Genomic DNA, 13341 nt, shown 5'->3' on the forward strand with positions numbered 1-13341 from the left:
CGGAGCAGGCCGATCAGCGACTTCAGGAACACCGACTTGCCCGTGCCCGACGGGCCGAGCAACGCCGACACCTCCCCGTTCGGAATGGTGAACGACACATCGGACCAGATATTCGTCGATCCGAATGACTTAGTCAGACCCTCGACCGCGACCTCGACTCCCACGGAACCTCCCAGCTTTGCCACACCACGAATCAGTGTGGGTCGCGTCACTTTAACGCACCCCAGTGGCACGCACCCAATGAACAATAAACTGCCGCAAATGCGACGATGCGGGCGCCCTCCGAAATGGGGGCAAAACGCCGTGTTCGAGCACCTCGGAGGCGTATCCGCGAATGCCGCAGTGGGATTCGAATAGCGTTGCGGCACAGTTGATTTCAGTATTGAATTGCGCCGCAGGGCAGCTCTGGCCAGCCGGACGAGACTGCCCTGCGCGGCGCCCCGCGCGCCCTCCGGATCCCCCCAAATCGGGCTCGGGTTCGTACGCGGTCTCCCACTACGCGGGCGCAGATTGAAAAGGCGCGCGACGGGCGAACGAGTACGCGCAATGGGGCCACCCATGAATGGATGGCCCCATACGCAGGATTCACGCCCGAAGGCAGGATCCCGAGAAACTAGCGTCAGATCACTTGAGGGAGACCTTGGCGCCCGCTGCTTCCAGCTTCTCCTTGGCGGCGTCCGCCTGGTCCTTGGCGACAGCCTCGAGGATGGCCTTGGGAGCTGCCTCGACGAGCTCCTTGGCTTCCTTCAGGCCGAGAGCCGGGATGATCTCGCGAACGACCTTGATGACGCCGATCTTCTTGTCGCCAGCAGCCTCGAGGACGACGTCGAACTCGTCCTTCTCCTCGACGGCCTCGGCCGCGGCGGGAGCAGCGCCGCCCGCGGCGACAGCCACGGGAGCAGCAGCGGTGACCTCGAAGGTCTCCTCGAAGACCTTGACGAACTCGGAGAGCTCGAGAAGGGTCATCTCCTTGAACGTTTCGATCAATTCGTCAGTGGTGAGCTTCGCCATGATTGACGTTCCTTCCTAATGTGGTCGCCCCAACCGTTCTGCAGTTCGGGGCTGGTATGAATGCCGGACGCGGGGTGACCTCAGGCCTCCGCGGATGCGCCTTCGGCTGCCTTCTTTTCCTGCAGCGCTGCTGCCAACCGCGCCACCTGCGAAGCAGGCGCGTTGAACAGACCCGCAGCCTTCGCCGTGTTGCCCTTCATCGCCCCGGCGAGCTTGGCCAGCAGGACTTCGCGCGACTCGAGGTCGGCGATCCTGTTGACTTCCTCCACCGAGAGGGAGCGGCCATCCATGTAGCCGCCCTTGATGACGAGGGACTTGTTCTCCTTGGCGAACTCCTTGAGCGCCTTCGCCGCATCGACCGGCTCACCGGTGATGAAAGCGACCGCGGTAGGACCGGAGAACAGATCATCGAGACCCTCGACGCCAGCATCGCGCGCGGCGATCTTGACGAGGGTGTTCTTGGCGACGGAGTACGAGGTACCCGCGCCGAGCGACCGGCGCAGTGCGGTCAGGCTGGCAACTGATAGGCCACGGTACTCAGTGACCACTGCCGCGGTAGAGCCCTTGAACTGCTCAGCGATCTCTGTGACCGCGGCGATCTTCTCTGCATTTGCCATGCTTCGCCTCCTCTCTCCTCACTCGCCCGAGAACCATTGGGCTGACATACGGGAGAAGGAACGGGCAACAGCCGACGCGGGCGGCAGAGAACAACGGGAGGGAACACCACGCCCTGTAGAAACAGGCACGAATGGCACACCATCTCCCCAGTCTCGTCCTCCTGCGCGGGCCGCCGGTTTAACCCGGACCTTCAACCGCTTCCCACGAGCCCCCGGAGGAGCAGGCAGAAGCATGTGACCAACGGTCTTCGGTGAACGTATATGGGATGGGATCGACCAACCCAAGGGAAAATCGATCGGACATAAGTCCGGGGCATACTGTACTCGGTGCTGCCACCGGCACCAAATCAGATCAGCAAGCGCGCTAGGATCGCCACCATGACGACCGAGGTTCCCACGAGATCCGGCTTCGCTGAAGCCGGAGACCTGCGCCTGGGATTCGAGGAGCATGGACCCGCGGACGGGATCCCGATCCTGCTGATCATGGGTTTTGGCGCGCAGCTGACCCTCTGGCCGCAGCAGCTCTGCACCACCCTCGCCATGAAGGGCTTCCGGGTGATCCGGTTCGACAATCGCGATATCGGACTCTCCACCAAGCTCGACGGCACACGGGTGGAAGGCAGGTTCCTCGCGCGGATCCTGCGCAGCCAGCTCGGCAAGCCCAGCGACGTTCCCTACACGCTCGTCGACATGGCCGAGGACACGCGCCAGCTGCTTGATTCGCTCGGCATCGAGCGCGCTCACATAGTCGGGGCTTCCATGGGAGGAATGATCACCCAGGTGCTCGCCGCGCAGTACCCCGAACGGGTCCACTCGGCCACCATCATCTTCTCCTCGACCAATGAGCCCTTCCTGCCTCCGCCGACGCCCACCGCGCTCAGAGCGCTGCTCGCTCCCCCGCCCAGGAACCCCACGACCGAGGCCCTCGTCGAACGCAGCGTCCGCACATTCCGCGTGCTCTCGGGCCCCGGCTACCCCAGGTCCACGGAGGAGCTCCGCGAGCTCGCGCTCGAGCAAGTGCAACGAAGCCACTACCCGGCAGGCATGGTCCGGCAGTTCGCGGCAGTGCTCGGCACCGGATCGCTACGCGAGTACGCCCGCGCCATCACGGCCCCGGCGACGGTGATCCATGGCTCCGCCGATCCCCTCGTCCGGCCCAGATCGGGCCGCGCTGTTGCCCGGGCGATCCCCGGGGCCAGCCTGACCGTCATTGACGGCATGGGGCATGACTTGCCGCCGGCCCTCGTGCCACGGATCGCCGGGGAGATACTCGCGGCGACCGCGCGGGCAAGCTAGTTGCGAGGCCGCCGGGGTTGCACTGGGGGCCGGGACAGTGCTGGGGGCAGGACAGTGCTGGGGACCGTACCGACGCAAACGCGATAGAACGCCCCGAAAGACCAGGACAGCTTCTATCGCGTTTGGCGGTTTCCCGTGCTTTTGGCATCGCGCGGCAGCCCTGCCAGCACAAGGCCGCCCGCCATCACGCGGCCGACCCGCCCGGCTGGCCATTTGCCGCCCAGAAAGCGCGGTGCCCCGCTTGCCGTGTGGCAAGCGGGGCACCGAGACTCGAACAGCTCAGTCTTCGCCGAGAAGGTTCCGGGTCTTGGAGGGATCCACCGGGATGCCCGGTCCGGTGGTCGTCGAGACGGTGACCTTCTTCATGTAGCGTCCCTTGGCCGCGGACGGCTTCGCGCGCAGGACCTCGTCGAGCGCTGCGGCATAGTTCTCGACAAGCTTGCGCTCATCGAAGGACGACTTGCCCACGATGAAGTGCAGGTTGGACTGCTTGTCGACGCGGAAGCTGATCTTTCCGCCCTTGATGTCGGTGACGGCCTTCGCGACATCCATGGTGACCGTGCCGGTCTTGGGGTTCGGCATGAGGCCGCGAGGGCCGAGGATGCGAGCGATGCGACCAACCTTGGCCATCTGGTCCGGGGTGGCGATCGCGGCATCGAAGTCGAGCCAGCCGCCCTGGATCCGCTCGATGAGGTCCTCCGCGCCGACGGCGTCGGCTCCGGCGGCCTCGGCCTCGTTGGCCTTCTCGCCAGCGGCGAAGACGATCACGCGGACGGTCTTGCCGGTGCCGTGGGGCAGGCTGACGGTGCCGCGCACCATCTGGTCCGCCTTGCGGGGATCAACGCCGAGGCGGATAGCGACCTCAACGGTGGAATCGAAGTTCTTCGAGCCAGTCTCGCGAGCGAGCTGGATGGCCTCCACGGGGCTGTACAGCTTTGTATTGTCGATCTTCTCGCTAGCGGCGAGATACGCCTTGCTGCGCTTTGCCATGTCTGTCCAATCGTGCCGAGATCATCGGCTAGGTCAGTCGTGGTCCGGACCAGCGCCTGGTCCTCCCACAGTCTTGCTTGATCATGTCTGAATTTCGTGCACATGCAGCGATCCGGGTGCCCCGGGCAGTCGCGCGGGACGTGGCATCGCCACAGGGATCACTCGACGGTGATGCCCATCGACCGGGCGGTACCGGCGATGATCTTCGCGGCCTGATCGATATCGATGGCGTTGAGATCTTCCTGCTTGGTCTTCGCGATCTCGCGGACCTGGTCCCAGGTGACCTTGGCGACCTTTTCCTTGTGCGGGGTCGGCGATCCCTTCTGGACTCCGGCGGCCTTGAGCAGGAGCTTCGCGGCAGGCGGCGTCTTGAGCTTGAAGTCGAAGGAACGATCTTCGTAGACGGAGATCTCGACGGGGATCACGTTGCCGCGCTGCGACTCGGTGGCCGCGTTGTACGCCTTGCAGAACTCCATGATGTTGACGCCGTGCTGGCCGAGGGCAGGGCCGATCGGCGGGGCCGGGTTAGCTTGGCCGGCCTGGATCTGGAGCTTGATTACTCCAGTGAGCTTCTTCTTCTTCTTGGGGGGCATCTCGACTTCCCTGAACTGTTCGGTGTTTTCCTGATTCTCACGCCACTACGGCGCAGTAGCGCAAGCCCGGGTGGGCCTGGTTTGCTACTGCGCCGATCACCATGGCCGTGAAGCTAGATCTTCGAGACCTGGTTGAACCCAAGCTCAACCGGGGTCTCGCGTCCGAAGATGGAGACGAGCACCTTGAGCTTCTGCTGCTCGACATTGACTTCGGAAATACTGGCGGGCAGGGTCGCGAACGGCCCGTCCATGACGGTGACCGACTCCCCGATCTCGAAATCGACCTCGATCGTGGGCTTCGGCGCGAACCCGGTGTCGTCCGCGGACTGGGAGGATCCCGCGCTGGCAGGCTTCTTGCGCGCCTGCGGCGGCAGCAGGAACTTCACTACCTCGTTGATCGTGATCGGGGATGGCCGGGACGGAGTGGCACCAACGAACCCGGTGACCCCGGGGGTGTTTCGGACGACGCCCCATGCCTCATCGTTGAGGATCATGCGGACCAGGATGTAGCCAGGCAGGATCTTGCGATTTACCTGCTTCTTCTGGCCATTCTTGATCTCGGTGACTTCCTCGGTGGGCACCTCGATCTGGAAGATGAAGTCTCCGGCATCGAGGTTCTGCACGCGGGTCTCGAGGTTGGTCTTCACCTTGTTCTCGTAACCGGCATAGGAATGCACGACGTACCATTCGCCCTCGGCACGGCGAAGCTTCGCCTTGAGCTCTTCGACAGGATCCTGCTCCGGCTCGTCGACAATGGTGTCCGATTGATCGGTCACCACGTCGTCCTCGCCTGGGAGGTTCACTGCATCGTTCTCCGGGGCGCTCACTGGGCTACTCGCTTCCTCTCTAAAGTCACGCAATCTCTGTCCGCTTCCGGGCCGGGCGGCACCGGATCCTCCAACTCGCCGGGATCCGGTCACGGCTCCAGGCTACCCGTACAGCCAGAGGACCCCGCGGGAGAAGACCTGATCCAGGCCGAAGATCAGCCCGACCATGAAGAAGAGGAAGATGAACACCACGATCGTATAGGTGACCATCTGCTTCCGGTTGGGCCAGATGACCTTGCGGAGCTCCGAGATCACCTCACGAATGAACCGCGCGATCAGCTGGAACGGGTTCTCGCGCGTATCGGTCCCCAGCTTGCTCGGCGATGACCCGGCGGGCTCAACAGTGTTGCTCGGGCCGGACCCTTGCGCTCGGGCTGCTCGCTTGCCGGCCGGGCGCTGGGCCCCACCGGATTCGGCCGAACCAGCAGAACGGGGATCATTCTCTTCCCCGTCAGCCCGTCGACCTGGCTGCTCACTCACCCGTGAATCCTTCCGTCGCTGACCGTCGCAGCAGGGGCGACAGGACTTGAACCTGCAACCTGCGGTTTTGGAGACCGCTGCTCTGCCAGTTGAGCTACGCCCCTTCGGTGTTGTGCACCTCTGGATGACCAAGAACAACGCGCCACCATAGGGCGGCGCGCCACACTCTAGCCACAGGGTCTTGAGTGTACTTGACGATCAGCGATCCGTCACAATCGCAGGGGCGTCACTCCGCAGCGAGCCGCACCGTGGCTGCCGCTCGGCCAAAGATGCGGCGCCCCTCCGACTTAGCCACCAGCGTGACGACCGCCGTGCGATCAGCCTCGTTCACGGACTTGACCTTGCCGCAGAACTCGATCATGCCCCCCACCTCGTCGTCGGGCACATATACCGGGCTCGTGAAGCGCACCGCGTACTCGAGCACGGCCGTGGGGTCGCCGAGCCAGGAAGTGAGGTAGGTCCCCCCGATTCCCATCGAGAGCATGCCGTGCGCGACGACGCTGCGCAGCCCAACCGCGCTCGCGGTCGCATCGCTCCAATGGATCGGGTTGAGGTCGCCCGAGACCCCGGCATAGCGCACGAGGTCCGAACGGGTCACCTGGTACTCCCGCGGTGGCAGCTCCATGCCTTCGCTCACCGTCGCCATCGTGGGCCGAGCATCTCCCAGCGCGCTCATCACTGCTCGCCCCCCGCAACAAGATCTTCCCGGCGGATCAGTGTCGTGTAGGTCGTTTGCACGATCTCGTCCTTGTCGTCGAGCAAGTGGTTCGCCGTGACGATCACATCATTGCCCGCCATGTGCCGGAAGGAATCGATGCATGTCTCGCCCCTGAGCCGGTCCCCCGCGACGATGGGCCGATGGAAGACGAACCGCTGGTCGGTCTGCATGATATTGCGCAGGTCCGATGACCACCCGAAGTGCTCGAACATCTCGAGGGTGGTGATGACGCCCAGCACGGAGGCGAAGGTCACGGGAGCGATGAGTGCATCGTGCCCGAGGTCGCGGGCCGCCTCCTCGGAGAAGTGCGCGGGATGGTCGTCCTGCACCGCGATCGCGAATTCCCGGATCTTCTCGCGTCCTACCTCATAGAAACTAGCCATGCGGTACTTCGCGCCGACACTGTCTGCCGTGAAGGCCACTGTGCTCACCACCTCGTTGACGGACGCTGCATCACGGAAACGCTGCGCGGATAGCTAAAAACATGCGTGCATGCACCTTATCCACCTTTGGGCCCATTGGTCGTGGATGGGCGCGGCCTGTCCGCGAAATGTGATGGGATCCGGAGCACCTGCCCGGTACGGCTAGGGGTGGTCCACGAACATGAATGGAGGGGCAGGCCTAGGCGGCCTGCCCCTCCATATATCCCGATGTCATGCCTTGTGCAGTAGCGGTGGCCGGACTTGAACCGGCGACACAGCGATTATGAGCCGCTTGCTCTACCGACTGAGCTACACCGCCTTGCCCGGACCGTGATGAGGATAGACCGGGAAACCCACTGTTGAGTGAGCCCCCTAACGGAATCGAACCGTTGACCTTTTCCTTACCATGGAAACGCTCTGCCGACTGAGCTAAGGGGGCACAAGCTACTGCGCACGGATATTCGCGGTTCGGCTAGACCCACGAGCCCCATGCGTTGAAGCCTCCAAGAGGGTACACAGATTTTCACCCTGCGCACAAACTCGCTGCTCACCGGGATGATGCACAGCCCGCTAGCCCCATCCATAGGTCCCTGCTAGCCACAGCTCGCCGGGCAGCCAGCGACGCCGGATACAGACAAGGACCCAGGAACAGCACGTGTTCCTGGGTCCTTGGATGTGGCAGGTGAAGGATTCGAACCTTCGTAGGCGATGCCGACGGATTTACAGTCCGCTCCCTTTGGCCGCTCGGGCAACCTGCCGTTCACACGCTGCTTCCACCCCGAGGTGGGCGCACCGTGTGAAGGCACAATACATCGAAAGGGTATGCCTTATGCAAATCGGGGCCAGCAAGGCCAGCGATGCCACTGATGCCTCCGATGCCACTGATGCCGCCGATCGCCCGGGCCGCCGGTGGTTGGCCACGCGCCACTCATGGCTGGCTTATGGTGGGTGCGCACATCCGCGGGTTCGACAAGGCTGGAGGACAACATGGCTGATTCATCATTCGACATCGTGAGCAAGCTGGACCACCAGGAGGTGGACAATGCGCTGAACCAGGCTGCCAAGGAGATCGCGAACCGCTACGACTTCCGCGGCACCGACGCGTCGATCGCCTGGTCAGGAGAGGAAGCCATCGTGCTCTCCGCGAGCAGCGAGGACCGGGTCAAGGCGATCCTTGAGGTCTTTCGCGAGAAGCTCGTCCGCCGCAGCATCTCGATGAAGGCGTTCAAGCCGGGCGATCCGATCCCATCGGGCAAGGGATTCAAGATCACGGGATCACTTGTGGAGGGCATCGAGCAAGAGCATGCGAAGAAGATCTCGAAGAAGATCCGCGATGAGGGCCCCAAGGGCGTGAAGGTCCAGGTGCAGGGCGATGAGCTGCGCGTCTCCAGCAAGAAGCGCGACGACCTGCAGGCAATCATCGCGCTGCTCAAGGACTCGGACTTCGAGGTGGCGCTGCAGTTCGTGAACTACCGCTGATCCCAGGCCATGCGCTCGAGCCGCGCGATGCGCTCGGCCATGGGCGGATGGGACGCGAAGAGCCCGACGAAGCGTTCCCCGGCACGGAAGGGGCTCGCGATCATCAAGTGCGACTCCGATGCCAGGCGCGGCTCCGGGGGCAGCGGCGCGACCGCGACTCCCCGCTCGATCTTGCGCAGCGCGGAAGCGAGGGCCAGCGGATCACCGGTCAGGCGCGCACCGGACTCGTCGGCCTGGAACTCGCGGGACCGCGAAACGGCCATCTGGATGACTCCCGCCGCGACAGGGCCAAGCAGCGCGATGAGCAGCAGTGCCATCGGATTCGCGTCGTCATCATCGCCACCACCAAAGATCGAGGCGAAGATAGCCAGGTTGGCCAGTCCGGAAATGATGCTCGCCATAGCCCCGGCCACGGACGAGATCAGGATGTCTCGGTTGTAGACGTGGGCGAGCTCATGGCCGAGAACGGCGCGCAGCTCTCGCTCGTCGAGCAGATGGAGGATCCCCTCGGTGCAGCACACCGCGGCGGTGCGCGGATTGCGTCCCGTCGCGAACGCGTTCGGGGCGATGGTCGGGCTGATGTAGAGGCGTGGCATGGGTTGCTGCGCGACCGTAGCGAGCTCCCGGACAATGCGGTGCATGGCGGGCTGCTCGAACTCGCTGACGGGCTGGGCGCGCATGGCCCGCAGGGCGAGCTTGTCGCTGCTGAAGTAGGCGAAGCCATTGATCCCGACCGCCACGAGCACGGCGATCCAGAGGATGGCAGCGTTGCCGAAGAGTGATCCCACGAAAATGATGAGCGCGGACATGCCACCGAGCAGCATGGCGGTCTTGAGCCCATTCGCGTGACCGGTCATGACTCATTCCTCCACGAGAGCGGCACTGGCACTCTAGGAACGAACAAGCACCTGCCGTGGGTTCCACGGGCAGGCTGGGCCGTGGGTGATCTACCCCACGCGGCTCGCGGTGTAGTCGATGACCTGCAGCAGCGCGGTACGAGCGGCCGAGCCGGGGAACTCAGCGAGCTCGGCGCGCGCGACATCGGCGTAGCTGGCAAGGTCAGCACGGGCCCGCGCCATGCCCTCGGAGGCACGGAGGAGACGCAGCGCCTCCTCCACCAAGCCGTCGTCGGTGATCGGCCCGGCGAGCAGCTCGCGCAGTCGATCACCGTCGCTTCCTTGCTGGTCGAGCGCGTACAGCATGGGCAGCGTGAGGACTCCCTCGCGGAGGTCGGTCCCCGGGGTCTTGCCTGACTTCGCCGAGACCGAGTCGATGTCGATGATGTCGTCGCAGATCTGGAAGGCCATGCCCACCGCGTCACCGACCCGCTCGAGCCGATCGATCTGCTCGGGCGTGCCGCCCGAGAAGGTGCCGCCGAACTTGCCGCTCGCCGCAAGCAGCGAGGCCGTCTTCTCGCGGATCACCTTCAGGTAGTGCTGGACCTTGTCCTGGGCTGGGGGCGCGCCCACCGTCTCGCGCATCTGGCCGGTGACGAGCTCGGCGAACGTCTCGGCGATGACGCGGACCGCGTCCGGCCCGAGCGTCGAGAGCAACCGGGACGAGTGCGCGAAGAGGTAGTCACCGGCGAGGATGGCGATGCTGTTGCTCCACCGCGCGTTGGCGCTGACGGCGCCGCGCCGCATCTTGGCCTCGTCCATGACGTCATCGTGGTAGAGGGTGGCGAGGTGCACCATCTCGACAACGGTGGCCGCAGTGGTGATGGCGTGCTCGTCCGGCTCGGGCCCGAGCTGCCCGCAGAGAATGGTGAAGAGAGGCCGGAAACGCTTGCCCCCGGCGCGCGCGAGATAGAGGGCGGTCTCGGTGAGAAACTCCTCGCCGTCGGACAACTCGTCGATGAGGAGCTTTTCCACGGACTCGAGGCCACTGCGCACGACCCCGGCAACCTGGGCGTCACCGAGGTCGATCCCAGCGACGACCTGATCGTCGCGTGATGCTGCGTCGTCACTATTCACGGTGCTCGTGCCCATTCTGTCGCTCGGGTTGCCGTGGATGTCATCCACCATGTGAACACCGTAGCGAACGCGCGCGCCATGCACGTGATGGAACAGGCCGATTGAGACATGTCTCGCCGAACGCGGGCCTCGGCCCGAAGTAAGCTGGACGCGTGTCCCGCGCAAGTGATTCCCCCGCCCCTGATTCCTCGGCCCCTGATTCCCGCTCCGAAGGCTCCCCCGCTGCCGGCTCCCCCGCTGCCGGCTCCCCCGCTGCGACATCCGCGAGCGATCCGAAGGGCGAAGCTACAGGACCGGAGGCTCCCGAGCAGCCGGTGGATGGGCGCAGCGTGCGCTGGGAGGACCACAAGGCGGCCCGGCGGAAGATCGTGCTGGATTCAGCGCTCCGCGCGATCGACTCGGAGGGCTCCGACGTAGGGGTGCAGCAGATCGCCGAGTACGCGCGGCTTCCGCGATCGGTGGTGTACCGGCTCTTCCGCGAGCGCACCGACCTCGACGAGCAGGTGCGCGCGCACATCGTCTCCTCGATGATGGAGACCCTCGCGCCCGCCCTCGTGCCCGAGGGATCGGTCGAGTTCGCGATCAACCGCGCCATCCACACCTATGTGGACTGGATCGCCGCGCACCCGAACCTGCACCAGTTCCTCTCCACCGGCCCGAAGCGCCCTGCTCGTGCCGCGCAATCGCTGGATGGAGTGAAGACCGCCTTCGGCCTTTATGTGACCGATGTGATCGCGGCGGGCCTTGCCACGCTCGACCTTCCCGGCGACCGGGCCGAGGCAGTCTCGTTCGGGCTCGTCGGGCTCGTGGACGGAGCCGTCAACCAATGGCTGCACCACGGCGAGGGCAGGTTGCCAACCAGCGAGCTCGCCGATGTGCTCAGCAGCGCTGCCCTCGATGTGATCAGCGGGGCGCTGCGCGACCTCGGCGTGACTCTCGATCGCCAGGCCTCGCTCGGCGAGATCACTGGCGATATCCGGCCGCTGCTGGAGAACTAGGCCACGGTGAGCTACCGGGATAGCGCCTAGTCGCCGGTGATCCCCCAGCTCGCGAGGTATCCCTCGGGAAGGTCGTCGCTGGGCGCCTCGGGGGTATCCAGCGACGTCCGGCTGAACCGCGGTGCCGGGGCGGGCTGGGTGACCCCGCCGATCTCGACGTAGGTGCCGCGCGCGGCGTTGTGCGGGTGATGCTGCGCTTCCCACGCATCAACGACGGGCGAGACGCAGGCATCGCTGTCGGCGAAGATCTCGGTCCACTCATCCTGGGTGCGCTGCAGGAATGCCTTGGCGAGGGTCTCGCGCCACTGCGGCCAGCCGGTGGGGTCGAGGTGGAAGGGCAGGTCCTCATCGTCGATGCCGAGCCGGGCGATGAGCTCCGCGTGGAACTGGGGCTCGAGCGCCCCGACGGCCATGTGCTTGCCATCCGCGGTGGCGTAGGTGTCGTAGCAGGGCGCGCCGGTGTCGAGGAGGTTGGTGCCGCGCGGGCCGTTCCAGAGGCCGTTGGCGCGCATCCCATGGAGGAAAGTCGTCATCAGGGCTGATCCGTCGACCATCGCGGCGTCGATGACCTGGCCTTGCCCGGAGGTGTTGCGCTCGTGCAGCGCGGCGAGGATGCCGAGGGCGAGGAGCATTCCACCACCGGCGAAGTCGGCGAGAAGGTTGACGGGCGGGGTGGGCTTCTCTCCTGCCCGGCCCAGGAGATCGAGCGCGCCCGAGACGGCCGCATAGTTGATGTCGTGCCCGGCGCGCGGCGCGAGCGGGCCGTCCTGGCCCCAGCCAGTGATGCGCCCATAGATGAGGCGGGGGTTTCGCGCGTGCAGGTCAGCGGGGCCGATGCCGAGCCGCTCGGCGACCCCGGGCCGGTAGCCCTCGACGAACACATCAGCGGCGTCGCAGAGCGCGAGGAGGGTTTTCTTGCCGGACTCGGACTTGAGATCGAGGGAAAGGGTGTTCTTGCCCCGGTCAAGAGGGCCTTGCGGCGGGACGAGGCCACCACCACCGCCGGCGCGCTCGATTCGGAGAACTTCTGCGCCGAGGTCGGCGAGGATCATGCAGCCGAATGGGCCGGGGGCAAGCCCTGCCATCTCGATGATGCGTATCCCGTGGAGCGGTCCTGGCATGATTCTTGCCTCCTGTCCCGGCGCGGCGCGCCAGCCCAACATTATTGGGACAGGATGTCACATCTACCTGGCGGGGTGCAGCACCGGCTCGCCGGGGACAGGCACTACCGCACCGCGCGGTGCAGCGCCACGATGCCACCCGTCAGGTTGCGCCACTGCACATCACGCCAGCCCGCCGCAGCGATCCGCTGCGCGAGCGCCCGCTGGACCGGCCATGCCCGAATCGATTCGGCCAGGTAGACGTAGGCATCAGGGTTCGAGCTCACCGAGCGCGCCACCGCGGGCAGTGCCTTCATCAAGTACTCCATGTAGGCCGTCCGCAGGACCGGAACCACTGGCGCCGAGAACTCGCACACCACCATCCGCCCACCGGGCTTTGTCACCCGCCGAAGCTCCGCGAGCGCCTGATCCACATCGGCGACGTTGCGCAGCCCGAACGAGATCGTCACCGCGTCGAACGACTCATCACGGAACGGCAGGCGCAGGGCATCACCGGCGACCATCGGCACGCGCCGCCCGGCCCCGGCCTGCAGCATGCCCTTCGAGAAGTCCGTCGCCACGACCCACGCGCCGGACCGCGACAGCTCCACCGTCGAGACGCCCGTCCCCGCAGCAAGATCCAGCACGGACTCGCCGGGCGCCAGGCCGAGCGCCCGCCGCGTGGCCTTGCGCCACAAGCTGTCCTGCCCGAACGACAACACCGTGTTGGTGATGTCGTAGCGCCGGGCCACGCCATCGAACATCGAAGCGACCTCGCGGGGGTCCTTATCGAGGGTGGCGCGGGAGCTCTGCACGTTGGTCACCTAGACGAACCTA

Annotated in this window: 16 protein-coding genes and 4 tRNA genes; 3 read left to right on the forward strand and 17 right to left on the reverse strand. The window is 65.4% G+C overall.

Annotated elements, in window-relative coordinates:
• The 3 genes from QC765_RS09780 to rplJ all read right to left on the reverse strand — a co-directional run.
• A partial coding sequence (locus QC765_RS09780; RefSeq protein ID WP_278314451.1) for an ATP-binding cassette domain-containing protein occupies positions 1-164 on the reverse strand: 164 nt, incomplete at its 3' end.
• A 460-nt stretch (positions 165-624) separates the two neighbouring features.
• Complete coding sequence (gene rplL, locus QC765_RS09785; RefSeq protein ID WP_278314261.1) at positions 625-1011, reverse strand: 50S ribosomal protein L7/L12; 387 nt, start codon at positions 1009-1011, stop codon at positions 625-627.
• An 80-nt stretch (positions 1012-1091) separates the two neighbouring features.
• Positions 1092-1628 carry a 50S ribosomal protein L10 gene (gene rplJ / locus QC765_RS09790; protein WP_278314262.1) on the reverse strand — a complete coding sequence of 179 codons (537 nt, stop codon included), beginning with the start codon at positions 1626-1628 and terminating at the stop codon, positions 1092-1094.
• 378 nt (positions 1629-2006) lie between these two features.
• On the opposite strand from rplJ, the gene QC765_RS09795 reads away from it, so the two are divergent.
• A complete protein-coding gene (locus QC765_RS09795) occupies positions 2007-2924 on the forward strand; it encodes an alpha/beta fold hydrolase (RefSeq protein ID WP_278314263.1) in 918 nt (305 codons plus the stop codon).
• Positions 2925-3203: 279 nt separating this feature from the next.
• Here the strand turns inward: QC765_RS09795 and rplA are convergent, their stop codons facing one another.
• The 10 genes from rplA to QC765_RS09845 all read right to left on the reverse strand — a co-directional run bounded on the left by rplA (position 3204) and on the right by QC765_RS09845 (position 7712).
• The gene (gene rplA, locus QC765_RS09800) at positions 3204-3914 is read right to left on the reverse strand and encodes a 50S ribosomal protein L1 (RefSeq protein ID WP_278314264.1); all 711 of its coding nucleotides are present in this window, start codon (positions 3912-3914) and stop codon (positions 3204-3206) included.
• Positions 3915-4072: 158 nt separating this feature from the next.
• Positions 4073-4507: a 50S ribosomal protein L11 gene (gene rplK / locus QC765_RS09805; RefSeq protein WP_278314265.1), complete on the reverse strand. Its 435-nt coding sequence runs from the start codon at positions 4505-4507 to the stop codon at positions 4073-4075.
• A gap of 113 nt (positions 4508-4620) precedes the next feature.
• Positions 4621-5310 (reverse strand): transcription termination/antitermination protein NusG, encoded by a 690-nt coding sequence (gene nusG / locus QC765_RS09810; RefSeq protein ID WP_373876733.1) that lies wholly within the window; start codon positions 5308-5310, stop codon positions 4621-4623.
• A 126-nt stretch (positions 5311-5436) separates the two neighbouring features.
• A complete protein-coding gene (secE, locus tag QC765_RS09815; protein WP_278314267.1) occupies positions 5437-5814 on the reverse strand; it encodes a preprotein translocase subunit SecE in 378 nt (125 codons plus the stop codon).
• 31 nt (positions 5815-5845) lie between these two features.
• A tRNA-Trp gene (locus QC765_RS09820) sits at positions 5846-5918 on the reverse strand.
• A gap of 122 nt (positions 5919-6040) precedes the next feature.
• Positions 6041-6460, reverse strand: coding sequence for a MaoC/PaaZ C-terminal domain-containing protein (locus QC765_RS09825; protein WP_278314452.1), 420 nt, complete (start codon positions 6458-6460; stop codon positions 6041-6043).
• A gap of 29 nt (positions 6461-6489) precedes the next feature.
• Complete coding sequence (gene hadA, locus QC765_RS09830) at positions 6490-6963, reverse strand: (3R)-hydroxyacyl-ACP dehydratase subunit HadA (protein WP_278314268.1); 474 nt, start codon at positions 6961-6963, stop codon at positions 6490-6492.
• Positions 6964-7200: 237 nt separating this feature from the next.
• A tRNA-Met gene (locus QC765_RS09835) sits at positions 7201-7273 on the reverse strand.
• Between the two features lie 47 nt (positions 7274-7320).
• A tRNA-Thr gene (locus QC765_RS09840) sits at positions 7321-7393 on the reverse strand.
• Positions 7394-7630: 237 nt separating this feature from the next.
• Positions 7631-7712 (reverse strand) — tRNA-Tyr (locus QC765_RS09845).
• 229 nt (positions 7713-7941) lie between these two features.
• On the opposite strand from QC765_RS09845, the gene QC765_RS09850 reads away from it, so the two are divergent.
• Positions 7942-8433 (forward strand): YajQ family cyclic di-GMP-binding protein, encoded by a 492-nt coding sequence (locus QC765_RS09850; protein WP_278314269.1) that lies wholly within the window; start codon positions 7942-7944, stop codon positions 8431-8433.
• Here the strand turns inward: QC765_RS09850 and htpX are convergent.
• Together htpX and QC765_RS09860 are read right to left on the reverse strand one after the other, a co-directional pair.
• Positions 8424-9290: a zinc metalloprotease HtpX gene (htpX, locus tag QC765_RS09855; protein WP_278314270.1), complete on the reverse strand. Its 867-nt coding sequence runs from the start codon at positions 9288-9290 to the stop codon at positions 8424-8426. The two genes, QC765_RS09850 and htpX, sit on opposite strands and share 10 nt — an antisense overlap.
• Before the next feature lie 90 nt (positions 9291-9380).
• Complete coding sequence (locus QC765_RS09860) at positions 9381-10421, reverse strand: polyprenyl synthetase family protein (RefSeq protein ID WP_278314453.1); 1041 nt, start codon at positions 10419-10421, stop codon at positions 9381-9383.
• A 137-nt stretch (positions 10422-10558) separates the two neighbouring features.
• Here QC765_RS09860 and QC765_RS09865 point away from each other — a divergent pair, with 137 nt between their 5' ends.
• Positions 10559-11404 (forward strand): TetR/AcrR family transcriptional regulator, encoded by an 846-nt coding sequence (locus QC765_RS09865; protein ID WP_278314271.1) that lies wholly within the window; start codon positions 10559-10561, stop codon positions 11402-11404.
• 26 nt (positions 11405-11430) lie between these two features.
• On the opposite strand, the gene QC765_RS09870 is transcribed toward QC765_RS09865, so the two are convergent.
• Both QC765_RS09870 and QC765_RS09875 read right to left on the reverse strand, forming a co-directional pair.
• Positions 11431-12525 (reverse strand): CaiB/BaiF CoA transferase family protein, encoded by a 1095-nt coding sequence (locus QC765_RS09870; protein WP_373876726.1) that lies wholly within the window; start codon positions 12523-12525, stop codon positions 11431-11433.
• A gap of 104 nt (positions 12526-12629) precedes the next feature.
• The gene (locus QC765_RS09875; protein ID WP_278314272.1) at positions 12630-13328 is read right to left on the reverse strand and encodes a demethylmenaquinone methyltransferase; all 699 of its coding nucleotides are present in this window, start codon (positions 13326-13328) and stop codon (positions 12630-12632) included.
• Positions 13329-13341: the final 13 nt, after the last annotated feature.

The sequence above is a fragment of the Hoyosella levis genome (assembly GCF_026008515.1).
In the GTDB taxonomy this organism is placed as follows: Bacteria; Actinomycetota; Actinomycetes; order Mycobacteriales; family Mycobacteriaceae; genus Lolliginicoccus; species Lolliginicoccus levis.

Excerpts from the sequence above, each read along its gene's own strand:
- rplL (WP_278314261.1), bottom strand. The coding sequence starts at position 1,011 with ATGGCGAAGCTCACCACTGACGAATTGATCGAAACGTTCAAGGAGATG.
- rplJ (WP_278314262.1), bottom strand. The coding sequence starts at position 1,628 with ATGGCAAATGCAGAGAAGATCGCCGCGGTCACAGAGATCGCTGAGCAG.
- QC765_RS09795 (WP_278314263.1), top strand. The coding sequence starts at position 2,007 with ATGACGACCGAGGTTCCCACGAGATCCGGCTTCGCTGAAGCCGGAGAC.
- rplA (WP_278314264.1), bottom strand. The coding sequence starts at position 3,914 with ATGGCAAAGCGCAGCAAGGCGTATCTCGCCGCTAGCGAGAAGATCGAC.
- rplK (WP_278314265.1), bottom strand. The coding sequence starts at position 4,507 with ATGCCCCCCAAGAAGAAGAAGAAGCTCACTGGAGTAATCAAGCTCCAG.
- QC765_RS09825 (WP_278314452.1), bottom strand. The coding sequence starts at position 6,460 with ATGGCGACGGTGAGCGAAGGCATGGAGCTGCCACCGCGGGAGTACCAG.
- QC765_RS09850 (WP_278314269.1), top strand. The coding sequence starts at position 7,942 with ATGGCTGATTCATCATTCGACATCGTGAGCAAGCTGGACCACCAGGAG.
- htpX (WP_278314270.1), bottom strand. The coding sequence starts at position 9,290 with ATGACCGGTCACGCGAATGGGCTCAAGACCGCCATGCTGCTCGGTGGC.
- QC765_RS09860 (WP_278314453.1), bottom strand. The coding sequence starts at position 10,421 with ATGGGCACGAGCACCGTGAATAGTGACGACGCAGCATCACGCGACGAT.
- QC765_RS09870 (WP_373876726.1), bottom strand. The coding sequence starts at position 12,525 with ATGCCAGGACCGCTCCACGGGATACGCATCATCGAGATGGCAGGGCTT.